Source organism: Streptomyces sp. NPDC047974 (assembly GCF_040653375.1).
In the GTDB taxonomy this organism is placed as follows: Bacteria; Actinomycetota; Actinomycetes; order Streptomycetales; family Streptomycetaceae; genus Streptomyces.
Genome location: NZ_JBEZNU010000015.1, coordinates 51,303 through 77,455, shown reverse-complemented (window position 1 = coordinate 77,455; position 26,153 = coordinate 51,303). Strand labels below are relative to the sequence as shown.

The window sequence follows — 26,153 nt, the reverse complement described above, 5'->3', positions numbered from 1 at the left end:
CCTGACGGTCAGTCCGGGGCCCGCTCCCGTCCGGGTTCGGGTTCGGGCTCGGACGCGGCCCCGGCCTCGGGCGCCGCCACCGGCGGTTCGCCGAAGCGGGCGAGGACCAGGGAGGCGGCGACGGCCAGGGCGAAGCCGGTGAGCGCGAGCCCGCCGAGGCCCTCGCGGGTCTCGTCGCCCAGCCAGAGGAGGCCGGCCGCCGCCGGGCCGAGCGTCTCGCCCAGGACCATGCCGGCCGTCGCCGTCGTCACCGCGCCCCGCTGGAACGCCGAGGTGAGGAGCAGGAACGCCGCGCCGCCGCCGAGCAGCAGCGCCCACAGCGCCGGATCCGTGAGGTCGATCCCGTCCAGGAGCCGTACCGCCACCTCCACCACCCCGAAGCCGATTCCGGAGCCGAGGCCGAGGACCAGCGCCCGGGGCCGGTCGGGGAGGCGCCCGGCCGCCGCGCCGATCAGCAGTACCCCGGCGGCGATGCCGAGCAGGACCCACGGCAGCGCCTCGGGCCCCTCCCGGTGGCCCTCCCGGCCGGCGGCGAGCGCCAGCAGGGCGAGCCCGGCGCAGACCGCGGCCACCGCGCCCCACTCGGCCCGGCCGAGGCGCACCGCCAGCATCCGGGAGGCCAGCGCGGCGGTGACGGCGAGGCTCGCGGCGAGCGCGGCGCCGACCGCGTACAGGGGGAGCGTCCGCAGCGCCACGACCTCCAGGACGAAGCCGAGGCCGTCGAGCCCGAGCCCGAGCCCGACCGCGTACCGCCACTGCCGCACCGCCCGCCAGAGGAGCCCGACGTCCACGCCGCTGCCCGTCCCGGGCGCGGCCGCGCGGGCGGCGGCGGCCTGGAAGACGGTCGCCGCACCGAAACAGAGCGCCGATCCGAGCGCGCAAACCATACCCAAGAGCACATAGTGACTCTAGGTGTCGGGGGCGGAAAGAGGCGGCCTACACTGTGCGGTCGCGAGGCGCGCGGTCATACGTATGGTCGCGCGGGCGCGCAGCGCGCACAGGGGTGCGCGGTCACGCGAAGGGGAGGGCGAGGGACATGCGGAGGCTCAGGTCGAGCACGGTGGTGCTCGGCGGTATGGGCGTGCTCGCGGCGACGATCACCGCCTGCGGCGCCGAACCCGACCGCAGGTGCGCGGACCCGGTCACACTGGAGGAGCTGCCGAGCTACCAGTGCGAGACCGGCGGCTCCGACGACGACGATGACGACGGCACGGTCGTCCGTCCCGCCTACTACTACGGCGGCTATGTCCGCGACGCGCGCGTGACCGGCGGCAGCTTCGACCGGAAGGCCGTCGAGACCGGCGGCTTCGGCTGCTCGTCCTCCGGGTCGAGCGGCGGCTGAGACGCAGGACCGACGGACGGACGGACCGGCACCATGGAACGGCACACCATCGAACCCCGCCCGGGCTGGCAGGAGATCGTCGAGGAGCAGGGGCTCGTCTATCCGCTGACCCGCTACCCGGACGGTTCGCTGCGTCCGTACTGGGACGAGAGCGCGTACTACTCCTTCACGCTGCCCGAGGTCGAGGCGCTGGAGGAGGTCGTCGAGGAGCTGCACGCCATGTGCCTCGCGGCGGCCGCGCACATCGTCGAGCGGAACCGTTTCGCCGACCTCGGGATCACCGACCCCAAGGTCGCCGACCGGGTCGCCGAGTCCTGGCGCCGCCGCTCCGAACTCCCGTCCCTCTACGCCCGCTTCGACCTCGTCTACGACGGCACCGGCCCGGCGAAGATGCTGGAGTACAACGCGGACACCCCGACCTCCCTGGTGGAGGCGGCGAGCCCGCAGTGGTTCTGGATGGAGGAGCGCTTCCCCGGCGCCGACCAGTGGAACTCGCTCCACGAGCGGCTCGTCGACGCCTGGAAGCGGCAGGCGCCGCTGCTCCCCGCCGGCCCCGTCCACTTCGCCCACTCCGAGACCGACGAGCTCGGCGAGGACCTGATGACGGTCGCGTACCTCCGCGAGACCGCCGAACAGGCCGGGCTCGCCACCGAGGCGCTCTCCGTGGAGCGGATCGGCTGGGACCGGCTCTCCCGCCGCTTCGTCGACGAGAAACTGCGCTTCATCCGCAGCTGCTTCAAGCTCTACCCGTGGGAGTGGCTGGTCACCGACCCCTTCGGGAAGCACGTCCTGTCCACCCTGGACAACGGCGGCTCCACCGGCACCACCTGCTGGATCGAGCCCGCCTGGAAGATGCTGCTCTCCAACAAGGCGCTCCTCGCGATCCTCTGGGAGCTGTACCCCGGCCACCCCAACCTGCTGCCCGCCTACCTCGACGGGCCGCGCGAGCTGGCGACGACCACCGGCTGGGCGGCCAAGCCGCTGCTCGGCCGGGAGGGCGCCGGCGTCACCCTGCACGAGCCCGGCACCGAGCCCGTCGTCCGCGACGAGCCCTGCTGCTACCAGGGGCTCGCCCCGCTCCCCGACTTCGACGGCAACCGCACGCTGCTCGGCGCGTGGGTGGTCGAGGACGAGGCCGCGGGGCTCGGCATCCGGGAGTCGGCGGGCGCGATCACCGACGAGTACGCCCGCTTCCTCCCGCACGTCATCCTGTAGCGCTACCCCTCCGGTACGTACTCCCGCAGCGGCGCCGGCTTCAGCCCCGCCGCGTCGGCCAGGGCCAGGGCCCGCTCCAGGTCCTGCTCCAGCGTCTCGTTGAAGTGCAGCAGGATGATGTCGCCGGCCTTGAGCTCCGGGGTCGGCGGCGTCCACTCGCCCCAGGTCGTCAGGTCGTACGTCCACGTCACCACGGCCTTCGCGCCGCAGGCGCGGGCGGTGGTCCGGGTGGTCGCGTCGTACGCCCCGTACGGCGGGCGCAGCAGCCGCGGCCCGTCGCCGAACTCCGCGAGGTGCGCGTCCCGCGCCCCGCAGACCTCGGCCCGCTGGCCGGCCGCGTCGAGCGTCGTGAGGTCCGGGTGGCCGACCGTGTGGTTCTCGATCCGCACCCGGCCGTGGTCGAGCAGCCGGTGGAAGTACCCCGAGTCGTACGAGTACGCCCCCGGCAGCAGGAACAGCGAGGCCGGCACGCGGCGGTCGAGCAGCAGCTCGGCGGCGGCGGGGTCGTGGAACCAGCCGTCGTCGATGGTGATGAAGACGACCGGGTCCGTGGTCTCCACCCGGGAGACCACGGGCGCGGGCTCGGGCCAGGCCGCCCGCGGGGCGGCCTGCGCGGGCCCGCCGACGGCCCCCAGGAGGGCGAGCGGGACGAGGGCGGCGAGCGCGGCACGCAGGGCGTGACGCAGACGGAGTCTCGGCATGGCCGCATCATTGGCCTAGACCAACTCCGGTGTCAATGGTCCGAGTTGCCCCGGGGCGACGCCCCCGCCGCCGCCCCGGAAGCGGACCCGGTCAGTCCGAGAGGACCGCCCGCAGCTGCTCCAGGCCCCAGTCCAGGTCCTCCTTCGAGATCACCAGGGGCGGCGCGATCCGGATCGTCGAACCGTGGGTGTCCTTCACCAGCACCCCCCGCTCCATCAGCCGCTCCGAGACCTGCCGGCCCGTCCCGCGCCCCGGCGCGATGTCCACGCCCGCCCACAGGCCGCGGCCCCGCACCGCCTCCACCGCGCCGCCGCCCACGAGCAGCCCCAGCTCCGCGTGCAGGTGCTCGCCCAGCTCCGCCGCCCGCTGCTGGTACTCCCCGGTCCGCAGCATCGCGACGACCTCCAGGGCGACCGCGCACGCCAGCGGGTTGCCGCCGAAGGTCGAGCCGTGCTCGCCCGGACGGAACACCCCGAGCACGTCCGCGTCCGCGACGACCGCCGACACCGGCACCACACCGCCGCCGAGCGCCTTGCCCAGGATGTACACGTCGGGGACGACGCCCTCGTGCTCGCAGGCGAAGGTCCGCCCGGTCCGGCCCAGGCCGGACTGGATCTCGTCGGCCATGAAGAGCACGTTCCGCCGGGCCGTCAGTTCCCGCACCCCGCGCAGATAGCCGGCCGGCGGGACGAGGACGCCCGCCTCGCCCTGGATCGGTTCGAGCAGCACCGCCACCGTGTTCTCGGTGACCGCCGCCTCCAGGGCCGTCAGATCGCCGTACGGCACGATCTCGAAGCCGGGCGTGTACGGACCGAAGTGGTCCCGGGCCTCGTGGTCGGTCGAGAACGACACGATCGTCGTCGTCCGGCCGTGGAAGTTGTTCCCGGCCACCACGATCTTCGCGTGCCCGTCCGGCACGCCCTTCACCTCGTACCCCCACTTCCGGGCGGTCTTCACGGCCGTCTCGACCGCCTCCGCCCCGGTGTTCATGGGCAGCACCGTCTCCTTGCCGCACAGCTCCGCGAGCCGTGCGCAGAACTCGGCGAACCGGTCGTGGTGGAAGGCCCGCGAGGTGAGCGTCACCCGCTCCAGCTGGGCCTTCGCCGCGTCGATCAGCCGGCGGTTGCCGTGACCGAAGTTCAGTGCCGAATAGCCGGCGAGCATGTCGAGGAAGCGGCTTCCCTCGACGTCCGTCATCCAGGCCCCCTCGGCGGAGGCGACGACGACGGGCAGCGGGTGGTAGTTGTGGGCGCTGTGCGCGTCCGAGGCAGCGATCTCGTCTTGCGTTCTCGACACGGGATCTCCGATCGTCCTGCGGCCGGGGTGTGTTGTGGCCCCTTCTTATCGTCGCTCGCATCCCGGACGAGGAAACCTCGGGAACGGCGCGCCAGCTAGTCTGTGAACACGCGCGGCGACTGGCGTACGGGGAACCGACCCCGGGGGAGCCGCGCGCGCTCCCTCACGACACGAGGTGCCGCTCGCCTGGGCATCACGGGACCGCCCCGCGTCCCGTGCGGCACCCCGGGACGTTCCGACGTACTCCCGGAGGAACACGTGACCACCACCCCGCCCCGGCACCCGGCCCTCTCCGCCGCCGACCCCGAGCTCGCCGCCCTCGTCGCCGCCGAGGAACGGCTCCAGGCCGACACCCTCCGCCTCATCCCCAGCGAGAACTACGTCTCCGCCGCCGTCCTCGAAGCCTCCGGCACCGTCCTGCAGAACAAGTACAGCGAGGGCTACGCCGGCCGCCGCTACTACGAGGGCCAGCAGGTCGTCGATCAGGTCGAGACCCTCGCGGTCGAGCGCGCCAAGGCCCTCTTCGGCGTCGACCACGCCAACGTCCAGCCCTACTCCGGATCCCCGGCCAACCTCGCCGTCCACCTCGCCTTCGCACGGCCCGGCGACACCGTCATGGGCATGGCGCTCCCCATGGGCGGCCACCTCACCCACGGCTGGGGCGTCTCCGTCACCGGCGCCTGGTTCCGTGGCGTCCAGTACGGCGTCCACCGGGACACCGGTCTCATCGACTACGACCAGGTCCGCGACCTCGCCCTCGCCGAGCGCCCCAAGGTGATCTTCTGCGGCGGCACCGCCCTGCCCCGGACCATCGACTTCGCCGCCTTCGGCGAGATCGCCCGCGAGGCCGGCGCCGTCCTCGTCGCCGACGTCGCCCACATCGCGGGGCTGATCGCCGGCGGCGCCCACCCCTCCCCGGTGGGTCACGTCGACGTCGTCTCCACGACCACCCACAAGACCCTCCGCGGCCCGCGCGGCGCCATGCTGATGTCCACCGAGGAGCACGCCAAGGCCCTCGACAAGGCCGTCTTCCCCGGCCTCCAGGGCGGCCCGCACAACCAGACGACCGCCGCCATCGCCGTCGCGCTGCGCGAGGCCTCCCTGCCGTCCTTCCGCGACTACGCCCACGCCGTCGTCGCCAACGCCGGGGCCCTCGCCGACGCCCTCCTCGCCCGCGGTTTCGACCTGGTCTCCGGCGGCACCGACAACCACCTGATCCTGATGGACCTCACCCCCCAGCAGGTCCCCGGCAAGACCGCCGCCAAGGCGCTCGACCGCGCCGGCATCGTCGTCAACCACAACACCGTCCCCTACGACCCCCGGAAGCCCTTCGACCCCTCCGGCATCCGCATCGGCACCCCCTCCCTCACCTCCCGTGGCCTCACCCCCGGCCACATGGACCAGGTCGCCGACTGGATCGGCCGCGCCGTGACCGCCGCCGCGGCCGGGGACGAGCCCGCCCTGGCCACGATCCGCGGCGAGGTCGCCGAGCTGATGGCGGCCCACCCGGCCCCGGGCCTGCCCGTCTGATCCGGGATCCAAGGTCCTGGATCCAAAATCCCGGATCCAAAATCACGGATCCGGGATCCAAAATCCCGGATCCCGACCGGACGGACCGGACGGCGGTGTGTTCCTCGTCTCAGCACACCGCCGACCGCGTACACCCCGCGCACCGGCAGTCCGGGACCGGTTCCCGCACCTGAGAGAATGATGTGCATGGCCTCTGATGCTCGTCCTCGCGCGCTCTCCGGAATCCAGCCCACCGCGGGCTCGTTCCACCTCGGCAACTACCTCGGTGCGATCCGGCAGTACGTCGCGCTGCAGGAGTCCCACGACGCCTTCTACATGGTCGTCGACCTGCACGCCATCACGGTCCCGCAGGACCCGGCCGAGCTCCGCGCCAACACCCGGTTCGCCGCCGCGCAGCTCCTCGCCGCCGGTCTCGACCCGGAGCGCTGCACCCTCTTCGTCCAGAGCCACGTCCCCGAGCACGCGCAGCTCGGCTGGGTCATGAACTGCCTCACCGGCTTCGGCGAGGCCTCCCGCATGACCCAGTTCAAGGACAAGTCCGCCAAGCACGGCGCCGACCGCGCCACGGTCGGCCTCTTCACCTACCCGATCCTCCAGGTCGCGGACATCCTGCTCTACCAGGCCACGCACGTGCCGGTCGGCGAGGACCAGCGCCAGCACATCGAGCTCACCCGCGACCTCGCGGAGCGCTTCAACGGCCGCTTCGGCGACACCTTCACCGTCCCGGCGCCGTACATCGTCAAGGAGACCGGGAAGATCTACGACCTCCAGGACCCGACGATCAAGATGAGCAAGTCGGCGTCCACGCCGAAGGGCCTCATCAACCTCCTGGACGACCCGAAGGTCACCGCCAAGAAGGTCAAGAGCGCCGTCACCGACACCGACACGGTGATCCGCTTCGACCCGGAGAACAAGGCCGGCGTCTCCAACCTCCTCACGATCATGGCCACCCTCACGGAGACCAGCGTCGCGGACCTGGAGAAGAGCTACGAGGGCAAGATGTACGGCGCCCTCAAGACCGACCTCGCCGAGGTCATGGTGGACTTCGTCACTCCCTTCCGGGCCCGCACCCAGGAATACCTGGACGACCCGGAGACGCTGGACTCGGTCCTGGCCAAGGGCGCGGAGAAGGCCCGCGCGGTCGCCGCCGAGACCCTGGCGCAGACGTACGAGAAGATCGGCTTCCTGCCCGCGAAGCACTGAGCCGGGCGGCGGGGTCCGAGGGCCCTGGCCGAAAGGGTGGTGCAGGCCGCACACTGGCGGCTGCACCACCACACACGTACACGTTTCGACGGACGACGGAGGAGAACGACGTGGGGACCGTAACGCTCGGCGTTTCGATCGCGGTCCCGGAGCCTCACGGCAGCCTGCTCCAGGAGCGGCGCGCGGGCTTCGGGGATCCCGCCGCGCACGCCATCCCGACCCACGTCACCCTCGTCCCGCCCACCGAGGTCGACCAGGACCGGCTGCCGGAGATCGAGGCCCACCTCGCCGGCGTCGCCGCCGACTGGCTGCCCTTCGCGATCCGGCTGAGCGGCACCGGCACCTTCCGCCCGCTCTCCCCGGTGGTCTTCGTCACCCTCGCCGAGGGCACGGCCGGCTGCGACCGGCTCCAGGCCCGCCTCCGCGAGGAGGCCGGGCCGCTCGTCCGCGAGCTCCAGTTCCCCTACCACCCGCACGTCACCGTCGCCCACGGCATCGCCGAGGAGGCCATGGACCGGGCGTACGAGGAACTGGCCGGCTACGAGGCCGCCTGGACCTGCTCCTCCTTCGCCCTGTACGAGCAGGGCGCGGACGGCGTCTGGCGCAAGCTGTACGACTACGAGTTCGGCAGCGGCCGCCCCATCGCCGCCGTCCCCTGCCAGGGCGGCAGCCCGGTCCACACGACCTCCTAGGGCCCGGCCCGTACGGACTCACACCGGCAGCCGCCGGTGCAGCGGGCGCGGCACGTGCCGCAGCGCGGAGGCCACCAGGCGGAGCGGAGCGGGTACCCACACCGTCTCCGAGCGGCGCCGCAGCCCCAGCTCGATCGCGCCCGCGACCGCCTCCGGGGTGGTCGACAGCGGTGCCGGCTCCGGCCGCCCCGCCGTCCGCGCCGAGCGCACCGCGCCGGGCCGCACCACCATCACGTGCACCCCCGTCCCGTGCAGCGCGTCGCCCAGCCCCTGCGCGAAGACGTCGAGGCCCGCCTTCGACGAGCCGTAGATGAAGTCCGCGCGCCGCCCCCGCTCGCCCGCCACCGACGACAGCACCACCAGCGAACCGTGCCCCTGTGCCTGGAGCGCGCCCGCGCACACCAGGGCCGCCGAGACGGCGCCCGTGTAGTTGGTCTGCGCGACCCGCACCGCCGCCGCCGGATCGGACTCGTCGCGCGCCTGGTCGCCGAGGACCCCGAAGGCCAGCAGCACCAGATCGACGTCCCCCTCCGCGAAGACCCGCCCGAGCCGCTCCGCGTGGACGTCCGTGTCCAGCGCGTCGAAGGGCACGACGTGCACCTCGGCCCCCAGGGCGCGCAGCGAGCCGGCCGCGGCGGCCAGCTCGGGGGAGGGGCGGCCGGCCAGCCAGACCGTGCGGGTCCGGCGGGCGATCAGCCGGCGCGCGGTGGCCAGCCCGATCGCGGACGTGCCGCCGAGCAGCAGCAGGGACTGGGGGGCACCGAAGGCGTCCTTCACGACGCATCACTCCTGACGGGTCGAACGGTTTCAGAGGCCGAGACGGCGGGACAGGTCCGAGCGGAACACGGACCGGGGGTCGAGGGCGGCCCGCAGCCCCCGAAAGGCGTCGAGCCGCGGATACATCACGGGAAGCAGCGCGGGCCGCAGCCGGGCGTCCTCGGCGAGGCAGACCCGCCCGCCGGCCGCCGCCACCCGCTCGTCGAGCACGTCCAGGAACCGTCCGAGGCCGCGCGCCCCGGCGGGCACGTCGACGGTCAGGCACCAGCCGCGCACCGGGAACGCCAGCGGGCCCGCCCCGTCCGCGCACACCCGCTCCACGCGCGCGTGCCGGGCGCCCCGGACGGGGGAGCGCCGGTCGGCGAGCAGCGCCAGGAGCCCGCGCAGCACCTCCTCCCGCCCCGCCGGGACGGCGCACCGGTAGCGCACGAAGCCCGCCCGGGCGCCGCGGCCGTACGCCGGGACCCCACGCGCGCGTGCCAGGCCCGGCAGTGGCCGCAGCCCGCCCGGCAGCAGCCCCGGGAAGGCCGGCGGGGCCAGTGGCGCGCGGCGGGCCCGGTGACCCCGGGGCAGAGCCGCGTACGGCACCGGGGCGGCGGTCGTGAGGACGGCGCGGCCCCGCCCGGCCGGCTCGACCCGGGCCCGCGCGTACGGCTCCGGGACGGCGCCGGGCGCGGTCCAGTGCGCGAGCAGCGCGTCCACGTCCCGGAAACGGACGGTCCGCTCCCGCAGGAACGCCGTCTCCACGGGCCGCAGCGCCAGCGTCACCGCGAGGACCACGCCGGTGAGCCCGAGCCCGCCGACGGTCGCGTCGAAGAGCGGGTCGCCGCGCCGCACGGTCCTGGACTCCCCGTCGGCGCCGAGGAGTTCGAGTGCCTCGACCCCGTTGCCGTACCCCGAGGCGACCGCCCCGCCCGCCGTCCAGCCGCCCCCGCCGGTCCGCGGGTGGAGCCCGTACGGCAGCAAGGCCCGGGCGAGCGCGCCCGGTTCCGTCCCGGCCTCGCAGACCACGAGGCCCGCCGCCGCGTCCAGGCCGCGGATCCGGTCCAGCGCGGTCAGGTCGAGGACGGTCCCGCCCGCGTTCTGCGCCGCGTCGCCGCAGGACCGGCCGCGGCCACGGGCCACGGCGCCGCGCGGTCCCCGGGCCAGGACCGCCCCGGCGACCTCGGCGGCCGTGCGGGGCCGGGCGAGCAGCGCGAGCGAGGGTGCGGTGCGCCCGGCCCCCGTGAGGGGCACGAAGTCGTCGTCCAGGACGAGGGGTTCGACAGCCATGAGGGTGACGGTATCGCCGCGTCTGTCTCTTATGCCGGTATTGCCGTCGCTGTGGCCCGGTGTCGGTCCCCCCGCCCCGCCCGCGGCCGGGGGATGCTCGGGGCATGGACTGGCTGACCAAGCTCCCCGTCATCGGCCCCGGGGTCGCCCGGCTGATGAAGACGCACGCCTGGCGCTCCTACGAGCGGCTCGACGAGGTGCACTGGACCCGGCTCGCGGCCGCCATCACCTTCCTCTCCTTCCTCGCCCTCTTCCCGCTGATCACGGTCGCCGCCGCGATCGGCGCCGCGCTGCTCACCGACGACCAGCTCCAGAAGATCGAGGACAAGCTCTCCGACCAGGTCCCCGGCATCTCCGACCAGCTCGACATCGGCGGCCTCGTCGCCAACGCCGGCACCGTCGGCCTCGTCGCCGGCGCCGTGCTGCTCTTCACCGGCATCAGCTGGATCGGCGCGATGCGGGACTGCCTGCGCGCGGTCTGGCGGCTCGACGACGCCGACGAGGACAACCCGGTGGTCCGCAAGGGCAAGGACGCGCTCGTCCTCTGCGGCCTCGGCGGCGTCGCCCTCTGCTCGCTCGCCGCCTCCTGGCTCGGCTCCACGGCCGTCGGCTGGAGCGCCGACCGGCTCGGCATCTCCGGCGGCGGCGCGGGCGGCGTGGTCCTCCAGACCGCCGCCGTCCTCGTGGCGATGGCCGCCGACTTCCTGATCCTGATCTACGTCCTCAAGCTGCTGCCCGGCGTCGAACCCCCGCGCCGCCGGCTCGTGGTGGCCGCCCTGATCGGCGCGGCCGGCTTCGAACTCCTCAAGCTGCTGCTCGGCGGCTACATGCGCGAGGTCGCGGCGAAGTCGATGTACGGGGCCTTCGGCGTGCCGGTGGCCCTGCTCCTGTGGATCAACTTCACCGCGAAACTCCTGCTGTTCTGCTCGGCCTGGACGGCCGCGGACGCTAAGGATTCACCTCGGGATCAGGAGTCGGAGCAGGAGTCGGAGCAGGAGCAGGAGCCGGAGTCGGAGCAGGAGCCGGAGAGGGCGCGGGATCGGCCGTCGGAGCAGTCGTCCCGGCGCGAGGACGGGACCGTCCCGCCGCCGGCCAGCGCCGGTTGACCAGGAACACCGCGCCCGCGACCAGCACCAGCACCCCGCCCGCGATCGCCAGCGCGATCCCGACGCCGCCCGAGCCCCCCTGGGCACCGGCCGCGACGGCGGGACCGGCCGACGTCGGGTGCTCCTTGCCCGGCGCGGCAGCCGCCCCGGACTCCGCACCGCCCGAAGGCCGCGCCACCGGCACCACGTTGCGCGGCGCCACCAGCTCGCCCACCGGCGTCACCTTCCCGGACGCCGCGAAGCCCCAGTCGAGCAGCCGCGCGGCCTCCTTGTAGACCGCGTGCTGCTCCTTCGACGAGGGGTTCATCACCGTCACGAGCAGCACCCGCCCGTTCCGCTCGGCGACCCCCGTGAAGGTGGCGCCCGCGTGCGTGGTGTTGCCGTTCTTCACCCCGGCGATGCCCTGGTACGGGGCGATGCCGAAATCGCCGGTCAGCAGCCGGTTGGTGTTCTGGATCTCGAAGGTCTCGCGCTTCTTGCCCGGCTTCGCCTCGCCGGGGAAGGCGGCGCGCGCGGTCGCCGCGTACTCCCGGAACGCCGGCTTCTGCATGCCGCTGCGGGCGATCAGTGTCAGGTCGTACGCGGACGAGACCTGCCCCGGGGCGTCGTAGCCGTCCGGCGACTTCACCTGGGTGTCGAGCGCCTGGAGCTCCGCCGCGTGCGCGTTCATCTCGGCGACGGTCTTGCCGAGACCCTGGTTCATCTGGGTCAGCACGTGCACGGCGTCGTTGCCGGACCGCAGGAAGACGCCCAGCCACAGGTCCCGGACCGTGTAGCTCTGCTTCTCCTTTATCCCGACGAGGCTCGACCCCTCGCCGATCCCCGCCAGGTCCCGGGCGGTCACCAGGTGCGTCTGCTTCGGGTCCGTGAACTTCGGCAGCAGGGTGTCCGCGAAGAGCATCTTCAGCGTGGAGGCGGGCGCGAGCCGCCAGTGCGCGTTGTGCGAGGCGAGCACCGCGCCGCTCTCCGCGTCCGCGACGATCCACGACCGCGCCGACAGCTCCTTCGGCAGCACCGGCGCCCCGGCCCCCAGCTTCGCCTGGGTCCCCGGCAGCCCCAGCAACGCCCCGCCCACCGACGACATGTTCGCCGGCGGCGTGGGCTGCGGCGAGGCGGTCGGAGTGGCGGAGGCCGTGACGGTGGGCGTGGCGCTGGGCGTGCCCCCCGGCTTCACCGGCTCGTCGGCGTGCGCGGGCCCGACACCGATCGCGAACGGAAGCAACAGAGCGGCGGCGACCGCACCAGCGGTCCTGTTCGAAACAGACACGACCGAGAACGTACATGCCCGTACCGCCGAACCGAACCCCGCGCCCCCTCTCACACCCACCCGTCCACCCGGACGCGGGGTCGCGGCAGCGTCCGGCGCCGTCGAGCGCAGCCCGCCCGGAGGCCGTGTCCGCGGGTTCCTTCCTTCGTCGGAAAGGCAGAGAAGGTTCATCTGGACTGCTTTCGATAGAGAGCGAACCGGTATGCCCTGGGGGGCGAAAGGGGCAGGTGAGAGAGCATGTCTCCGTTTTTGTCGGCCGTGGGGGCGAAGCAATTGGACACCGTGCGGGCGGCCGTATACGCCCGACAGTCCAAAGCGCGCCCCGACTCGTCCGAGGCGTCTCCGGAGGCGCAGGTGGCGGCTGGTGAGGCGCTCGCGGCGAGCCGGGGTTGGGAGGTCGTTCACAGGTTCAAAGACGTCGGTAGGTCTGGTTGGGATCCCAACGCCGTGCGCCCGGCTTTCGAAGAGCTTCTGTCCGCCGTGCGCGCGGGCGAGGTCGACGTGGTGGTGGTCAACGAGCTGTCTCGACTGACCCGCAAGGGCGCACACGACGCTCTGGAGATCGACAACGAGTTCAAGAAGCACGGAGTCCGCTTCGCCTCCGTCCTCGAACCGTTCCTGGACACGTCGAACGCGATCGGGGTCGCGATCTTCACGCTCATCGCCGCCCTCGCGAAGCAGGACAGCGACGTCAAGGCGGAGCGTCTGCGCGGGGCCAAGAACGAGATCAGGGCGGTCGGTGGCAGGCACTCCAGCTCCGCTCCGTACGGCATGCGGGCCGTGCGCGAGAAGATCGGCAATCTTGTCGTCTCCGTCCTCGAACCGGACGAGGACAACCCGGATCACGTGACGATCGTGGAACGCATGGTGGAGATGTCGTTCGCCGGAGTCTCCGACAACAAGATCGCGACGACATTGGACTCGGAGGACGTACCCGCGCCGGGCGAGGCCGCCCGACGCGCCACCGAGAAGCGGATGGAGTCCATCAAGAAGCGACGCGTGGCGAAGAACGACAGCCCCATCCGGTGGCGCGCGCAGACGGTGCGCTGGATCCTCTCCCACCCCGCCCTCGGAGGCTTCGCGAGCGAGCGCGTGAAGCGGGGCAAGGCGTACGTGAACGTGATCGCCCGGAACGAGGCGGGGACACCTCTGACACCTCACCGGGGAGTGGTACCAGGAGCCAGGTGGCTGGAGCTCCAGGAGAGGCGGAGCAAGCGCGCCAGGAACGACAGGCAGCCCGGCGGAGAGGCCACGCCCACCCTCCTGAGCGGGTGGCGCTTCACCACCTGCGGAATCTGCACGGGATCCATGGGGCAGACCAAGAACAACGGCGGACAGGACTACTACATGTGCTCCAACCCCAAGGGGCACGGTGGTCTCGCCATCAAGCGCAAGGAGGCCGATGACTACGTCGCCGGACAAGTCTGGGCACGCCTCGCCGGCGCGGACATGAACGACGACACCGACAGGGAATGGGTGGCCGGGGCAGCACTCCGCCTCGCGACACAGCGGGATCTGTCGGGAGTCCAGGAAGAGAGGCGCGAGACGACGGCGCAGCTTGAGCACGTCAGGAACTCCATCGCAGAACTCCAGGCCGATCGCCGAGCCGGTCTCTACCGGGGGCGCGACGAACTGGCCATGTGGCGGGCGACGATGACCCAGTACCGGGCGTTCGAAGACCAGTGCACGGCCAGATTGGAAGAGTTGGACGAGCAGACCAAGGCAGCGCTCCAGGTGCCGGCCGACTGGTTCGAGCCAGGCAAGGACCCCTTGGGCCCCGGTTCTCCCTGGGCATCCTGGGACGTCTTCAAGCGCCGTGAGTTCCTCGGCCTCTTCCTCTCCGGAATCTCGGTCGGCCCTGGCCGGGACCCGGAGACCCGGAAGTACATCGCGATCGAGAACCGCGTGACGCTCCACTGGCGGCAACGTGAGACGAAGGTCCAGGAGGAGAACGAAGAGGCGCTTGCCGCATTCTGATGACCGCAGAGAGCATGCGAAGGTTCGGAGGGGGTTGACGTTCCTGGAGCGCCGCCCTACCCCAAGTACGGCGCCGGGCGATCCTCCAGGAAGTGGGACAGCCGTAGCCGCTGCGTGTGGTGCATCGGCAGCGCGTCGAGTTCTTCCCGGTCCACGAAACGCAACTCGGTCGACTCGTCGGAGATTCGCAGTTCTCCGCCCGTCACGCGCGCTCGAAAGCACACGTTGAACTGTCGGCGCACCTCCCCGTCGCTGTACGCGATCACGTGGCGCGGGTCGGTGTAGGTGCCGACAAGTCCCGTGATCTCCACGTCCAGGCCGGTCTCTTCCTTGACCTCCCGGACGGCCGTACCCGGCAGCGAGTCGCCCATATCCATTCCGCCGCCCGGCAGTGCCCACAGGCCGTTGTCCCGACGTCGCTGGAGCAGGATCCGGCCCCGGTCATCGGTCACGACGGCGGACGCCGCCACGACCAGGCTGTTGGGCGTCGGGGCGTCGGGGTCGTCGTAGTACTCGGTCCGTGACATGGGCTCACCCTTCCACGGGACGGGCGGTCTCCCATACGGCGCGGAAGCTGTCCGCATAGGTGTCGAACATCCCTCCCGAGCGGTTCCGCCGCAGGTGCCACACAGGCGCGCCGTACGCGTTGACGCCCCACACGTGCGCGTTGACCAACACCTGATCATCAGCGCGGTACAGGCTGTTGTAGAGGGTCGTCCCGTGCGTCCGCACTTCGATCCCAGGTACGCCGAGCAAGGGTCGGTAGTGCATCACCGCGAGACGGCACCGGGACTCGATGCCGTGACCGAACTCTTCTTCCTGGCCCCTGAGCCGAACGTTCTCGCTGTCGGCATCCCCGAGGGCGATACGGACCGTGCAGCCCTCGGCGGCGCGTTCGCGCAGCAGGTCATTCAGTCGGGGGTACGCCTCATGCAGGAAGACGGCGGCATAGACGAGCACGTCGATGCGCTCGCGTGCTGCGGCGAGGAGATCGACGAACACGGATACGGGAAGGTCTGCCCGCTGGTCGTACAGTGTGACCAGCTCCGGACTGACGGCCCGTGCGGCGCGAGCCTGCCTGAGCGCCGGCCACAGCGCGTGAACGTCTTCTCCCAGGGCCTTGGCGGCCTTGAGCGCCGTCGCTCGTCTGGGAATGCGCCCCAGATTCACCCATCGCTCGACGCTCTTCGGGTCAACTCCTGTTGCTTCGGCGAGAGTTGTGAAGGTCCATCCTCCGCCCGCCATGGTGAGGCGTAGTCGCTCGTTTCTCATAGGGACGTTCTACCCGCCGCAGGACGTCCCAAAGTGGGGAAGGTACGAGGTTCCTACGTCCCGGCGATCGGCGCGACGATCTCCCTCGAACGAGAAGACGGGGACAGCGGCCATGGCGAAGATGCCCAGTGACACGGATGCCCGGAGGGACGAGTACGCGACCTATGCCCCTGCCGGTGAGCGGTGCCCCGAGTGCGAGCAGCCGTTCGGGTCTCTGGAAGTCTGCCGGCGGGGCACCGTGGCACGGCAGTCCGGGCCGTCCGTCGTCGTGTACCGGCACCCGTTGTGTGCCGAGCCGTACAGGCGGAACCGGTGACCCGCGCTGTCTACCGGTTCGTAGAACACTCCATTCGCCATGAGCCCTCGGGCGGGGCGACGTATGAACTGTTCTGCGCCACCCCCGGCTGCGAGGAGACATCCGCCCCGCAGGAGTGGCAGGAAACGGCGCAGGACTGGGCGCTGAGGCATACCGGCCTGAACCCCGGTCACGACCTCTTCCGGCGTGTCTTCACCGACCACGCCCGAGTGAGCCGCGCGGAATGAAGCGGGTGCGGTTCCCGGTGTGAGGGGCGGGCAGTCGGTTCCGGGGCCTTCTACTTGCCCGCGTTCGCTCGTACGCCTCGCAGGCCGATCACGCCGACAGCGGTTCCCAGGGCGAAGGACGTGATCGCCAGAGTCAGGTGGACCCAGAAGTAGGCGGTCGGGTCGCCCGCGTCGTCGAAGGCGAGTCCGCTCGCGTCCTTGACGAGGTTGCGAGCGAAGGTGATCCAGATCACCCAAGACCAGGCGCCGAACGCGAGCAGGAACCAGGACGTGGGCCGGTTGAGTTTCACGGGTGCCCTTCCGAGAGGCGAGCGGGTCGGCTCTGCCAGTATCCGACGCGGTCCCCTCGGTCCGGTGGCGGGGGTTCCCCATGTGCCTCCCGTCGTTCCACCGACTGACACAAGTGAGGTTCCGGGCGTGATCGCCTTCTTCCTGGTCGTGGTTCTCGCCCTGCTCGTCCTCGTGCACTGGTACGTGTGGCGCCGGCTCGTCCGGGACGTCACCGCGCCCGGCGGTCCCGCGCGGCGGATCGGGACGGGGGTGGTGATCGCGCTGCCCGTGCTGTCGGTCGCGGCGCTCGTCTCGGGGCGGGCGGGGGCGCCCTTCGCGGTGCAGCAGGTGGTGGCCTGGCCCGGCTTCCTGTGGCTCGCGACGCTGCTCTACCTGGTGCTCGCGCTGGTCGTGGGGGAGGCGGTGCGGCCGCTCCTGACGCGGTGGCTCGCGCGGCGGGCGGCGGGTGCCGAGACCGCCGCACCCGCACCCGCACCCGCGCAGGCGCCCGTGCCCGCGCCCGTGCCCGTACCGGAGCGGCTGCCGGAGGCCGAGGCCGAGGCAGAGGTCGAGGCAGAGGCCGAGGTCCGGCCCGAGGCCGAGGCGGAGTCCGAGCGGCCCGTGGTCGCCTCCGCCGCCGACGTGTCGCGGCGGCTCTTCGTCTCCCGGGTCGTCGGCGGGGCAGCCGTCGCCGTCGCCGCGGGGACCGTGGCCAACGGGGCGTACGGGGTGCTGCGCGGGCCCCGGGTGAAGCGGGTGACCGTGCCGCTGGCGAAGCTGCCGCGGGCCGCGCACGGGTACCGGATCGCGGTCGTCTCCGACATCCACCTCGGGCCGATCCTCGGGCGGGCGCACGCGCAGCGGATCGTCGACGCGATCAACGCCACCCAGCCCGATCTGATCGCCGTCGTCGGCGACCTCGTCGACGGCACCGTGGCGGACCTCGGGCCGGCCGCCGAGCCGCTCGCGGGGCTGCGCGCCCGGCACGGTTCCTTCTTCGTCACCGGCAACCACGAGTACTTCTCCGGCGCCGACGCCTGGGTCGACCACGTCCGCGAGCTCGGCATGCGGCCGCTGCGCAACGAGCGCCTGGAGATCGCCGCGGGCTTCGACCTGGCCGGCGTGGACGACGTGGCCGGCGAGACCGAGGGGCAGGGGCCGGACTTCGTCCGGGCGCTCGGGGACCGCGATCGCTCGCGCGCGGCGGTCCTCCTCGCCCACCAGCCGATCGTGATCGACGACGCCGTCGCCCACGGCGTCGACCTGCAGCTCTCCGGCCACACCCACGGCGGTCAGCTCTGGCCCGGCAACTACCTCGCCGAGCTCGCCAACCCGACCGTGGCCGGTCTGGAGCGGTACGGCGACACCCAGCTGTACGTCTCCCGGGGCGCGGGCGCCTGGGGACCCCCGGTCCGGGTGGGCGCGCCGTCCGACATCACCGTCGTCCAACTCGCCTCGAAACAGGCGTAATCGGAGATTGTCACTCCGTGCGCCGGGGTCGATACGTGCTGCTCATCGACTTAAATTCGCATTTCCCGGACATATGCATGCCGTGTGAAGATTTCCTCTTCCCCATGTGAAACCCGTGTGATTGGGTGGCGCAAACGCGACGATTCGGGGGCCGTCGCTCTTTGGGGCGTTTGCACGAAAAAAAGGAAGCACGGCAATGCGGTCGACGGTCCGTCTCCGGATCCTCATCACTTGTGGAGTACTGGTGGCCGCGGGGGTGGGGGGCTGGCAACTCCTGCCCTCCGACGAGGGACGCACCGACCCCATCCCCGTGGGCACCACCGACGAGGTCACCTCGCTCGACCCGGCCGGCGCGTACGACGCCGGCTCCTGGGCCCTCTACGGCAACGTCTACCAGTCGCTGCTGACCTTCAAGCCCGGCTTCACCACGCCGACCCCGGACGCCGCCGAGAGCTGCAAGTTCGTGGGCGACAGGCTCACCACGTACCAGTGCACCCTCCGTGACGACCTCAGCTTCTCCAGCGGGCGCAAGGTGACGGCCGAGGACGTCAAGTACTCCTTCGACCGGATGCTGAAGATCAAGGCCGAGGTCGGTCCGGCCCCGCTCTTCCCCACCCTGAAGAGCGTCGTGGCCGACGGCCGCACGGTCACCTTCAACCTCGGTGCCCGGGACGCGACCTTCCCGCTGAAGCTGGCCACCGGCGCCGGGTCGATCGTCGACCGCGACCGCTACCAGGCCGACACCCTCCGCCAGGACAACGCCGTCGACGGCACCGGGCCGTACCTCCTCAAGGAGTACAAGCCCGGCGAGAGCGCCCTCCTGGAGCCCAACCCGAAGTACCGGGGCGCGCTGGCGGGGACGGGCCGCACGGTCCTCGTGAAGTACTTCAAGCAGTCCGAGGACCTGGCGGAGGCCTGGAAGTCCGGTGCCGTGCAGGTGACGCACCGCCAGCTCCCGCCGTCCTTCGTGGAGGGCCTCGACACCAACGGCGGCACCCGGCTCACCCAGGCGGAGAGCGCCGAGATCCGCAACATCAACTTCAACACCCGGCCCGGCTCGGTGATGGCGGAGAAGGCGGTGCGCCAGGCGATCGCGGCCGTCCTCGACCGCCCGGCCATCACCACCGGCGCCTACAAGGGCACGGTCGAGCCGCTGTACTCGCTGATCCCGCAGGGCTTCGTCGGCCACAGCACGGCCTTCTACGACCGCTACCCGGCGCCGGACCAGGCGAAGGCGGCGAAGCTCCTGGAGGACGCCGGCGTGGCCACGCCGGTCCGCTTCACCTTCGGCTACCGCCAGGACGCCACGTACAAGGCGGAGACCGCCGAGATCAAGAAGCAGCTGGAGAAGACCGGCCTCTTCGAGGTGAAGGTGGTGGAGGCGGACTGGCAGGCCTTCCAGAAGGGCTACACCAGCGGCGCCTACGACGCCTACACCGTCGGCTGGCTCCCCGACTTCCCCGACTCGGACAGCTTCACCGCCCCGCTCGTCGGCACCGGGAACGCCCTCTCCAGCGGCTACTCCAGCAAGACCGTCGACAGGCTGATCGCCGACACCCAGCAGTACGGCGAACGCTCCCGCGCCACCCGCGACTTCAAGGCGATCCAGGACGTGGTCGCCGAGGACGTGCCGCTGGTCCCGCTCTGGCAGAAGAACGACTACGTCCTCGCCACCGAGGCCGTCGGCGGCTCGCAGAACCTCTCCGACGGCACCGGCATCTGGCGGCTGTGGGAACTCTCCTGGATCTGACCCGAGCGGTCGGCCCTCCGGTCAGTCCTCCGGTCGGCCCTTCCGGTCAGTCCTTCTTCGGGGCGGTCCTGCGGGGCCGCCCCGACGCCGCCATCCCGGCCGCCGTCGGCATGAAGTCGGCGAGCAGCTCGTGGGTCTCCTTCACCAGCGGGCGCAGGATCCGGAAGCGGGAGAGCGAGATCGCCCGCGCGGTCACCGGCGCCAGGCGCTCCACCAGGCGCCGGCTGTTGGCGGCGCCCTCGGAGCGGTCGTACACCCAGAAGAGGACGAGCCCCATCTGCTGGAGCCACAGCAGCTGGGGCAGGGCCTCGGACAGTTCGGGGTCGACCTTGACCGAGGCGCCGGAGATCACCCTCCGGTGGACCTCGATCGCCGCCTCGCGCGGCCCCTCCGACTCGGGGGAGAACGGCGAGAGCGGGCTGTCCGGATCGGCGGCGTTCTTGAAGAACTGCGCCGCGAACTCGTGGTACGGCTCCGCGATGTCGAGCCAGGCGAGCAGGACGCCCCTGATGCGGGCGACGAGTTCCTTCTCGCCGCCCTCCAGGACCGCTTCGACGGCCGCCTGGTGCTCCTCGGCGATCCGGTCGTAGAAGCCCTGGACCAGGTGCTCCTTGGACGCGAAGTAGTAGTAGGCGTTCCCGACCGAGACCCCGGCCTCCTGGGCGATCGCCCGCATGGTGGTCTTGTCGTACCCCCGCTCCCGGAAGAGCCGCAGCGCGGTCTCCAGGATGAGCGTCCGGGTCTGCTCGCTCTTCGGGGCCTTCGGGGCGTCCGGGGTCTTCGCGGTGTCCGGGGCCTTCGGGGCCTCCGGGGTCTTCGCGGTGTCCGGGGCCTTCTTCTCTTCCGTCACGTGGTCGAGCCTAACCGGGCGTGCCGGGCACCTCGCAGTGCCCGTCGGAGCAGTCCCCGTCCCCGCCGCCCGGACCCTTGAGCGCCTCCCGCCACTTCGAGGCGGCGAGGACCGCGGCGCGGGCGAGGGGCTGTCCCGCGGGGGTGGCGAGCCAGTGGGCCCTGGGCCGGTGTTCGGCCAGTGCCCACAGGCAGACGATCCAGGCGGCCGAGGCGGTGTAGACCTGGCCCCGGTCGCCGATCACGGTGATCTCCCGCAGGGTGGCGGCGTGGTCGAGGTCGGGGAAGAGCTCCGCGGCCCGCTGCGAGCCGGCCGGGACGAGGTCCAGCGGCACGAGCTGCCGCTGGCGCAGCAGCCAGTGCCTGAGGTGCACGCAGAGCGGGCACGCGGCGTCGTACAGCACGGTGAGGCGCCGGACGGGGGTGCCCCGGCGGGTCTCCGGGCGGGCTGCCCCGTGGGCTTCCCGGTGGGCGGCGGTGGTCGTCATGGCCGGGCCGCCCGGCTCAGGCCTGCGGGGCGGGCGGGGCCCAGGGGCCGCTCTTGGGGCCGGTGGTCCAGCCCTGCGGGGCGACCGGCGGGACCTGCTCCCGCTCCATGGCGCCGCGGCGGCGGATCTTGTTGAGGACGTAGACGTTGCCGAGGTGCATCACGCCGAGGACGAGCAGGACGACGCCGAGCTTGACGGAGAGGGCCTCGAAGAGTTCCCGGGCGTCGGCGACGGTCTGGTCCTGGCGCAGGTAGAGGGCGACGAAGCCGAGGTTGACGAGGTAGAAGCCGACCACCAGGAGGTGGTTGACGGCGTCGGCGAGCTTCTCGTTCCCGTGCAGCACGTCGGCGAGGAAGATCCTTCCGTTGCGGCTGAGGGTGCGCGCGACCCAGATGGTGAGGGCCACGCCGATCAGCAGGTAGGCGATGTACGCGACGACAGTGAGGTCCATGCCCCACGCTCCCTTGAACGCGTTCAAATGCTGGCAGGCATGACTGTAGACCTCCTCTTGAACGTGTTCAAGTCGTGGGGGAAAGGGATGGCCGGGCGCGTCAGGAGCGTCTAGAGTCACGCGGATGACGCTCTCTCACGACCTGGCCGGAACCGGCCCCCGCACCGTCGTTCTGCTGCACTCCGGGGTCTGCGACCGCCGGATGTGGGACGGACAGTTCCAGGCCCTCGCCGACGCCGGGTACCGGGTCGTCCGCTGCGACCTGAGGGGCTTCGGCGAGACCCCCGTCGACGCGCCGCACGTCCACGCGGACGACGTGCGCGACCTCCTCGACGCCCTCGGCGTCGACCGGGCCGTCCTCGTCGGCTCCTCCTTCGGCGGCGAGGTCGCCCTGGAGGTCGCCGTCCGCCACCCCGGCCGCACGGCCGCACTCGCCCTGCTCTGCGCCGCCGCCCCCGTCGAGCACGAGGCGAGCGCCGGACTCCGCGCCTTCTTCGAGCAGGAGGACGCCCTCCTCGAAGCCGGCGACGTCGAGGCCGCCACCGCCCTCAACGTCGACCTGTGGTGCGGCCCCGACGCGGGACCCGAGGCCCGCGCCCTCGTCCACACCATGCAGCGCCGCGCCTTCGAGCTCCAGCTCGCCGCCCCCGACGAGCACGACGCCCAGCCGTCCGGCGTCACCCAGGACGACCTCACGGGCATCGCCGTGCCCGCCCTCGTCGTCACCGGCGCCCACGACGTCCCCGACTTCCGCGTCCTCGGCGAGAAGACCGCCGCCCTCCTCCAGGACGCCCGCCGCGTCGAACTCGACTGGGCCGGTCACCTCCCGGCACTGGAGCGCCCCGAGGAGACCCTGGCCCTGCTGACCGGCTTCCTGTCCGGACTCAGCGCCCCCGCCGCAGCTGCGCGGTGATCGTCGGGTCGGTGATCCGGTCGTCGGCGGCCAGCAGGAACGCCTTCGACAGGATCACCGACAGCATCCCGCCGTCCTCCTCGAACGGCAGGAACACCTTCCCCGCCGCCCGCCCGGCCTCCCGCGAACGGTCCACCACCACGCACAGATACGCGTCCGAGGGCTCCATCAGCACGTTCCCCGAGCCCAGATGGATCCGGTACGCCCCCAGCTCCCCCCGCACCCGCAGGAACCGGTCCGTCAGCTCCACCCGGTCCGCGATCCGGGTCCGCGGCAGCAGCCGGCCCAGCGTCTCCCGCCGCACCCGCGCCCCCTCGCCCAGCTCGCCGAAGCCCCAGCGCATCCAGTAGTCGCCGTAGGCCCGGTCCGCGCCCCGGTCCCGCCAGTCCGGATCCGCCCCGACCGACGCCACCCCCGTGAACAGGTCCACGTCCCGCAGCGCCTCCGAAAGGACCAGCGCCGGCACCTCCGCGAGCGGCGCCTGCTCCCACGGCCCGCGCGGCCCCGCGGCCCCCGCCCGCCGCTCGAACCGCACCTGGTCCGTCGCGCAGAGCAGGGCCGCCCCGTCCGCGTACGCCCCGTCGTCGGCCAGGTCCACGAAGAAGCGTGCCCGCCACCGCGTCCCCTCCGCCGCCGGCAGCTCGCCCGGCGCGGGCAGCTCCTTCACCATCTCGGAGGAGTACCCCTCGGAGAAGTGCCCCAGGTGCCGCCCCGCCCAGCCCCGGGCCGTCATCAGCGCCCGCGCCTGCCCGTACCGCAGCACGTGCCCCGCGAAGCGGTTCGAGTACGTGGCGGTCTCCCGCTCCGCCGGCGTCAGCGGGTACACCTCCCGGAACACCTGCTTGAACGGCTGCCGCTGCTCCCGGTCGAGCAGCGCCGCCCGCCACCGGGCGACCTCCTCGTCCCCGGCCCGCAGCGGATGCCACAGCCGCAGCAGGTCGCCCGCCCCCACCGGCCGCGCGGAGCCGTCCGCCCCGGCCAGCGCCCAGCCGTCCCCCGACCGCTCCGGCCGCCCGGCCGTCCAGTCCCCGGCGCCGTCCCCGGCCTCCCAGACCAGCGCCCGCGCCACCGCACCCGTCACCGGATGGTCCGCGTAGTACCGCCGCCAGTCCGCCGCCGGCCAGACCGTGCCCGCCGCCAGGTGCTCCTCCAGGCGCGCCCGCTCCTCGGAGAGCAGCGCCGACAGCTTCCGCAGCCCGGCCCGCACCTCCTTCAACTCCTCGGCGCGCGCCTCCCGCACCTCCTTCGGCGCGGTCTTCAGGAGCCTCCCCTCCGGGCCCCTGAAGGAGAGCAGCGCCGTGCCCGGCTCCCGTACGGCCAGCTCCGCCGTGTACGCCCCGAGCGCCACCTCCCGCGCCCCGCGCCCGTCCAGGCCGAGCGCCGGCACGGCCCGCTCGCGGAGCATCGACGCGGTCATCCCGGCGCGTGCGGAGACCGTCTCCGTGGCGCGCGCGATCCCCTTCGCCACCGTGCGGTTGACCACCCGCTTCGGCAGCCGCCCCAGCTCGGCGACGGCCGCCTCGGCCCGGTCGGCCGGGCACTCCCCGAGCACCGCGACCGCCGCCGTCGCGATCGGCTGGCTCCGGCACATCCCCCCGGACCCGCCGAGCCCCGTCCCCGCGTGCAGCGCCACGGCCCCCACCAGCGGCACCACCCACTCCTCCCGGACGCCGAGGGCCGCCCACAGCAGTCCCCGGACGAGGGAGGTGTTGGCGGCGCTCGCCAGGGTGGAGAGCCCCATCCCGACGAGGTCCGGGTCGTTGACCCGGTGCTCCTCCTGTGCGGCGATCCCCTCCAGCAGCCGCCGTACGACCTCCGGGCCGGACTCCGCCGCGGCGAGCAGCGCGGCCGCCCGCTTCCGCCAGGCCAGGGTCGCCCGCGGCCGGTCCATCGGCGCGCAGTGCGCCAGGAGGGCGGCCACGCCCGCCCCCGCGAGCAGCTCCGCGTGCGCGGACCGCATCGCCGGGCCGTAGTCGTCGAACCCGTCCAGGACGTGACGGGGCAGCAGACCGGTGTCCACCCGCGCCTCGCGCAGCAGCAGGGCGTCCATCCGGTCGCGGAGCAGGCTGAACTCGTCCTGGCTGTAGTGGCGCAGGCCTTCGGCGATCCGGCGCAGGGCCCGGACGTGCGTCCGCGAGAAGTCCCCCGCCTGCTCGCAGGCCGCGAGCGCGAGCGGCACCAGTTCGGTGAAGTGCAGCTGGAGTTCGTGCGGGGCGACACCCGCCTCGCCGCCCAGGAGGCGGATCAGCAGCAGATCGGCCTCCTCGGCCGACCAGCCCAGGTCCCGGCGCGCGAGCCGGTCGAGCGCCTCCGCCACCGCTGCCTTGCCGTTCCTGCGGCAGGCGTACCGGTGCACGGCGAGCGCGGCCTCCCGCAGCTCCGCCCCCTCCAGGCCGTCCAGCAACCCCCGCAGCGCGTCCGGCCCTTCGGCCGCCGCGCGCGCCACCGCCTCACCCGTCGTCCCCACCATGCCGACCACGGTAGGGCCACCCACCGACAACGCCCTCAGCGCACCCGCCGCACCCCCGGGACCAGCGCCGTCGCCAGGCAGCAGCCGCCGACCAGGAGGGCCGCCACGGCCAGCGGGACGCCCGGGCCCCACAGATCGGCGGCGAGCGGCGCGAGCGCGTACCCGACCGGCATCGCGGCCAGCGAGAGGAGCCAGTCGTAGGAGACCACCCGGGCCAGCACCTGCTCCGGGATCGTCCGCTGGACGACGGTGTCCCACAGGGGGTTGAGGAAGCCGAGGCCTGCCTGCGCGAGCCCGTACGCGGCGATGACGGCCCAGGCGGGCGCCCCGGCGGCGAGCAGCAGCAGCGGCAGCGCGTAGCTCGCGAGGGCGAGGTTGGCGGCGAGGACGGGCCGGGAGGGGCTGAGCCGGTCGGCGAGGAGCGAGCCGGCGAGCAGCCCCACCGCGCCCGCCTGGAGGAGCAGCACCCAGGCGCCCGCCCCGCCGAGCCGGTCGAGGGCGAGGGCGGGGCCGAGGGTCATCAGGACGGCGGCGGCGCCGTTCCAGGCGCTGTGCGCGACGAGGCTGGTCCAGTACCAGTCGCGGGACCTGACCTCCCGCCAGCCCTCGCGCAGGTCGGCCGGGAAGGACCGGTGGGGGACCGGGACCCGGTCGATCCGCAGGACGGCGAGGAGCGCGGCGCTGAGGGCGAAGGAGGCGGCGTCGAGGACGAAGGCCCAGCCGGGGCCGACGGTGAGGACGAGCGCGCCGGCGAGCGCGGGCCCGCCGACGCGGGCGGCGCTCTGGGCGATGCCCAGGGCGGCGTTGGCCCGGTGCAGGGCCTCCGCGGCGACGGTGCCGCGCACCAGCGGGGCGCCGGTCGGCATGGCGAAGGCGCCGGCCGCCCCGCCGGCGGCGGAGGCGGCGGCGATCAGCCACAGCGCGGGGCTGCCGCCGAGGAGCTGGGCGCCGACGAGGAGTTGGGCGGCGCACCGGACGAGGTCCGTGACGAGCGCGATGGCGCGGGCGTCGAAGCGGTCGGCGAGCACCCCGCCGACCGGCAGCAGGACCAGCTTGGGGACCATCGCGCAGGCGAGGACCAGGGCGAGCGCGCCGGTGGAGCCGGTGGCCTCCAGGACGGCGAGGGCGAGCGCGGCGGGGATGACGGCGTCGCCGGTGAGGGAGAGGACCCGTCCGGTGAAGAGCAGCCGGAAGGGGCGGGTGCGCAGGGGGTGGCGGACGGGAGGCGGGGCGGTGACGGAAGCGGCCATGCCCGCAGGGTATTTCGATACCGAATAATTCGGCAACGAAATATCCAA

23 protein-coding genes, 1 pseudogene and 1 riboswitch are annotated in these 26,153 nt (G+C 72.9%); of the genes and pseudogenes, 10 read left to right on the top strand and 14 right to left on the bottom strand.

Going from position 1 to position 26,153, the window contains the following annotated elements:
* Positions 1–8 precede the first annotated feature (8 nt).
* Positions 9–887 carry a hypothetical protein gene (locus tag AB0E19_RS21960; protein WP_362182671.1) on the bottom strand — a complete coding sequence of 293 codons (879 nt, stop codon included), beginning with the start codon at positions 885–887 and terminating at the stop codon, positions 9–11.
* A 149-nt stretch (positions 888–1,036) separates the two neighbouring features.
* Here AB0E19_RS21960 and AB0E19_RS21955 point away from each other — a divergent pair, with 149 nt between their 5' ends.
* Together AB0E19_RS21955 and AB0E19_RS21950 are read left to right on the top strand one after the other, a co-directional pair.
* Positions 1,037–1,342 (top strand): hypothetical protein, encoded by a 306-nt coding sequence (locus AB0E19_RS21955; RefSeq protein WP_362182668.1) that lies wholly within the window; start codon positions 1,037–1,039, stop codon positions 1,340–1,342.
* A 33-nt stretch (positions 1,343–1,375) separates the two neighbouring features.
* Complete coding sequence (locus AB0E19_RS21950; RefSeq protein WP_362182664.1) at positions 1,376–2,557, top strand: glutathionylspermidine synthase family protein; 1,182 nt, start codon at positions 1,376–1,378, stop codon at positions 2,555–2,557.
* A gap of 2 nt (positions 2,558–2,559) precedes the next feature.
* On the opposite strand, the gene AB0E19_RS21945 is transcribed toward AB0E19_RS21950, so the two are convergent.
* Positions 2,560–3,258, bottom strand: a complete 699-nt coding sequence (locus tag AB0E19_RS21945) for a polysaccharide deacetylase family protein (protein WP_362182661.1) — start codon at positions 3,256–3,258, stop codon at positions 2,560–2,562.
* 91 nt (positions 3,259–3,349) lie between these two features.
* Positions 3,350–4,555 (bottom strand): ornithine--oxo-acid transaminase, encoded by a 1,206-nt coding sequence (gene rocD, locus AB0E19_RS21940; protein WP_362182658.1) that lies wholly within the window; start codon positions 4,553–4,555, stop codon positions 3,350–3,352.
* A gap of 105 nt (positions 4,556–4,660) precedes the next feature.
* A riboswitch (ZMP/ZTP riboswitch) is annotated at positions 4,661–4,754 on the top strand.
* Between the two features lie 59 nt (positions 4,755–4,813).
* On the opposite strand from rocD, the gene glyA reads away from it, so the two are divergent.
* The 3 genes from glyA (at position 4,814) to AB0E19_RS21925 (ending at position 7,980) form a co-directional block, all read left to right on the top strand.
* Positions 4,814–6,085, top strand: a complete 1,272-nt coding sequence (gene glyA, locus AB0E19_RS21935; RefSeq protein ID WP_362182656.1) for a serine hydroxymethyltransferase — start codon at positions 4,814–4,816, stop codon at positions 6,083–6,085.
* A gap of 186 nt (positions 6,086–6,271) precedes the next feature.
* On the top strand, positions 6,272–7,288 hold the full coding sequence (gene trpS, locus AB0E19_RS21930; protein WP_362182653.1) for a tryptophan--tRNA ligase: 1,017 nt from the start codon (positions 6,272–6,274) through the stop codon (positions 7,286–7,288).
* Positions 7,289–7,398: 110 nt separating this feature from the next.
* Complete coding sequence (locus AB0E19_RS21925; RefSeq protein WP_360601419.1) at positions 7,399–7,980, top strand: 2'-5' RNA ligase family protein; 582 nt, start codon at positions 7,399–7,401, stop codon at positions 7,978–7,980.
* A gap of 18 nt (positions 7,981–7,998) precedes the next feature.
* Here the strand turns inward: AB0E19_RS21925 and AB0E19_RS21920 are convergent, their stop codons facing one another.
* Both AB0E19_RS21920 and AB0E19_RS21915 read right to left on the bottom strand, forming a co-directional pair.
* Positions 7,999–8,757: a decaprenylphospho-beta-D-erythro-pentofuranosid-2-ulose 2-reductase gene (locus AB0E19_RS21920; RefSeq protein ID WP_362182649.1), complete on the bottom strand. Its 759-nt coding sequence runs from the start codon at positions 8,755–8,757 to the stop codon at positions 7,999–8,001.
* A 30-nt stretch (positions 8,758–8,787) separates the two neighbouring features.
* Positions 8,788–10,029, bottom strand: a complete 1,242-nt coding sequence (locus AB0E19_RS21915; RefSeq protein ID WP_362182647.1) for an FAD-binding protein — start codon at positions 10,027–10,029, stop codon at positions 8,788–8,790.
* A gap of 104 nt (positions 10,030–10,133) precedes the next feature.
* Here AB0E19_RS21915 and AB0E19_RS21910 point away from each other — a divergent pair, with 104 nt between their 5' ends.
* On the top strand, positions 10,134–11,135 hold the full coding sequence (locus AB0E19_RS21910; protein ID WP_362182644.1) for a YihY/virulence factor BrkB family protein: 1,002 nt from the start codon (positions 10,134–10,136) through the stop codon (positions 11,133–11,135).
* Here AB0E19_RS21910 and AB0E19_RS21905 read toward each other — a convergent pair.
* Positions 11,119–12,402: pseudogene (locus AB0E19_RS21905) on the bottom strand (D-alanyl-D-alanine carboxypeptidase); the annotation flags it as partial. The gene AB0E19_RS21910 and the pseudogene AB0E19_RS21905 sit on opposite strands and share 17 nt — an antisense overlap.
* A 237-nt stretch (positions 12,403–12,639) precedes the next feature.
* On the opposite strand from AB0E19_RS21905, the gene AB0E19_RS21900 reads away from it, so the two are divergent.
* The gene (locus AB0E19_RS21900) at positions 12,640–14,379 is read left to right on the top strand and encodes a recombinase family protein (protein WP_362182641.1); all 1,740 of its coding nucleotides are present in this window, start codon (positions 12,640–12,642) and stop codon (positions 14,377–14,379) included.
* A 56-nt stretch (positions 14,380–14,435) separates the two neighbouring features.
* Here AB0E19_RS21900 and AB0E19_RS21895 read toward each other — a convergent pair whose 3' ends face one another.
* From AB0E19_RS21895 to AB0E19_RS21885, 3 genes are all read right to left on the bottom strand, one after another.
* Positions 14,436–14,906: an NUDIX domain-containing protein gene (locus AB0E19_RS21895; RefSeq protein ID WP_362182638.1), complete on the bottom strand. Its 471-nt coding sequence runs from the start codon at positions 14,904–14,906 to the stop codon at positions 14,436–14,438.
* A gap of 4 nt (positions 14,907–14,910) precedes the next feature.
* On the bottom strand, positions 14,911–15,651 hold the full coding sequence (locus AB0E19_RS21890) for an XRE family transcriptional regulator (protein WP_362182635.1): 741 nt from the start codon (positions 15,649–15,651) through the stop codon (positions 14,911–14,913).
* 593 nt (positions 15,652–16,244) lie between these two features.
* Positions 16,245–16,484, bottom strand: coding sequence for a hypothetical protein (locus tag AB0E19_RS21885; protein WP_362182632.1), 240 nt, complete (start codon positions 16,482–16,484; stop codon positions 16,245–16,247).
* A 127-nt stretch (positions 16,485–16,611) separates the two neighbouring features.
* Here AB0E19_RS21885 and AB0E19_RS21880 point away from each other — a divergent pair, with 127 nt between their 5' ends.
* Entirely contained in the window at positions 16,612–17,934 is a 1,323-nt protein-coding gene (locus tag AB0E19_RS21880; RefSeq protein ID WP_362182629.1) for a metallophosphoesterase, read from the top strand.
* 196 nt (positions 17,935–18,130) lie between these two features.
* Positions 18,131–19,684: an ABC transporter substrate-binding protein gene (locus AB0E19_RS21875; RefSeq protein WP_362182626.1), complete on the top strand. Its 1,554-nt coding sequence runs from the start codon at positions 18,131–18,133 to the stop codon at positions 19,682–19,684.
* 46 nt (positions 19,685–19,730) lie between these two features.
* Here AB0E19_RS21875 and AB0E19_RS21870 read toward each other — a convergent pair whose 3' ends face one another.
* The 3 genes from AB0E19_RS21870 to AB0E19_RS21860 form a co-directional block, all read right to left on the bottom strand.
* Positions 19,731–20,414 (bottom strand): TetR family transcriptional regulator, encoded by a 684-nt coding sequence (locus tag AB0E19_RS21870; protein ID WP_362182942.1) that lies wholly within the window; start codon positions 20,412–20,414, stop codon positions 19,731–19,733.
* A gap of 130 nt (positions 20,415–20,544) precedes the next feature.
* Entirely contained in the window at positions 20,545–21,021 is a 477-nt protein-coding gene (locus tag AB0E19_RS21865; RefSeq protein WP_362182623.1) for a DCC1-like thiol-disulfide oxidoreductase family protein, read from the bottom strand.
* 16 nt (positions 21,022–21,037) lie between these two features.
* Positions 21,038–21,472, bottom strand: coding sequence for a hypothetical protein (locus AB0E19_RS21860; RefSeq protein WP_360601439.1), 435 nt, complete (start codon positions 21,470–21,472; stop codon positions 21,038–21,040).
* Positions 21,473–21,596: 124 nt separating this feature from the next.
* On the opposite strand from AB0E19_RS21860, the gene AB0E19_RS21855 reads away from it, so the two are divergent.
* Complete coding sequence (locus AB0E19_RS21855) at positions 21,597–22,385, top strand: alpha/beta hydrolase (protein WP_362182619.1); 789 nt, start codon at positions 21,597–21,599, stop codon at positions 22,383–22,385.
* Here AB0E19_RS21855 and AB0E19_RS21850 read toward each other — a convergent pair.
* Positions 22,357–24,855, bottom strand: coding sequence for a DUF4132 domain-containing protein (locus AB0E19_RS21850; protein ID WP_362182616.1), 2,499 nt, complete (start codon positions 24,853–24,855; stop codon positions 22,357–22,359). The two genes, AB0E19_RS21855 and AB0E19_RS21850, sit on opposite strands and share 29 nt — an antisense overlap.
* 35 nt (positions 24,856–24,890) lie before the next feature.
* Positions 24,891–26,105 (bottom strand): MFS transporter, encoded by a 1,215-nt coding sequence (locus AB0E19_RS21845; RefSeq protein WP_362182613.1) that lies wholly within the window; start codon positions 26,103–26,105, stop codon positions 24,891–24,893.
* Between the last annotated feature and the right edge of the window lie 48 nt (positions 26,106–26,153).

Coding starts and splice junctions, on each gene's coding strand:
- AB0E19_RS21960 (WP_362182671.1), bottom strand. CDS start 887: ATGGTTTGCGCGCTCGGATCGGCGCTCTGTTTCGGTGCGGCGACCGTC.
- AB0E19_RS21955 (WP_362182668.1), top strand. CDS start 1,037: ATGCGGAGGCTCAGGTCGAGCACGGTGGTGCTCGGCGGTATGGGCGTG.
- AB0E19_RS21950 (WP_362182664.1), top strand. CDS start 1,376: ATGGAACGGCACACCATCGAACCCCGCCCGGGCTGGCAGGAGATCGTC.
- AB0E19_RS21945 (WP_362182661.1), bottom strand. CDS start 3,258: ATGCCGAGACTCCGTCTGCGTCACGCCCTGCGTGCCGCGCTCGCCGCC.
- trpS (WP_362182653.1), top strand. CDS start 6,272: ATGGCCTCTGATGCTCGTCCTCGCGCGCTCTCCGGAATCCAGCCCACC.
- AB0E19_RS21915 (WP_362182647.1), bottom strand. CDS start 10,029: ATGGCTGTCGAACCCCTCGTCCTGGACGACGACTTCGTGCCCCTCACG.
- AB0E19_RS21910 (WP_362182644.1), top strand. CDS start 10,134: ATGGACTGGCTGACCAAGCTCCCCGTCATCGGCCCCGGGGTCGCCCGG.
- AB0E19_RS21900 (WP_362182641.1), top strand. CDS start 12,640: ATGTCTCCGTTTTTGTCGGCCGTGGGGGCGAAGCAATTGGACACCGTG.
- AB0E19_RS21895 (WP_362182638.1), bottom strand. CDS start 14,906: ATGTCACGGACCGAGTACTACGACGACCCCGACGCCCCGACGCCCAAC.
- AB0E19_RS21890 (WP_362182635.1), bottom strand. CDS start 15,651: ATGAGAAACGAGCGACTACGCCTCACCATGGCGGGCGGAGGATGGACC.
- AB0E19_RS21875 (WP_362182626.1), top strand. CDS start 18,131: ATGCGGTCGACGGTCCGTCTCCGGATCCTCATCACTTGTGGAGTACTG.
- AB0E19_RS21865 (WP_362182623.1), bottom strand. CDS start 21,021: ATGACGACCACCGCCGCCCACCGGGAAGCCCACGGGGCAGCCCGCCCG.
- AB0E19_RS21860 (WP_360601439.1), bottom strand. CDS start 21,472: ATGGACCTCACTGTCGTCGCGTACATCGCCTACCTGCTGATCGGCGTG.
- AB0E19_RS21855 (WP_362182619.1), top strand. CDS start 21,597: ATGACGCTCTCTCACGACCTGGCCGGAACCGGCCCCCGCACCGTCGTT.
- AB0E19_RS21850 (WP_362182616.1), bottom strand. CDS start 24,855: ATGGTGGGGACGACGGGTGAGGCGGTGGCGCGCGCGGCGGCCGAAGGG.
- AB0E19_RS21845 (WP_362182613.1), bottom strand. CDS start 26,105: ATGGCCGCTTCCGTCACCGCCCCGCCTCCCGTCCGCCACCCCCTGCGC.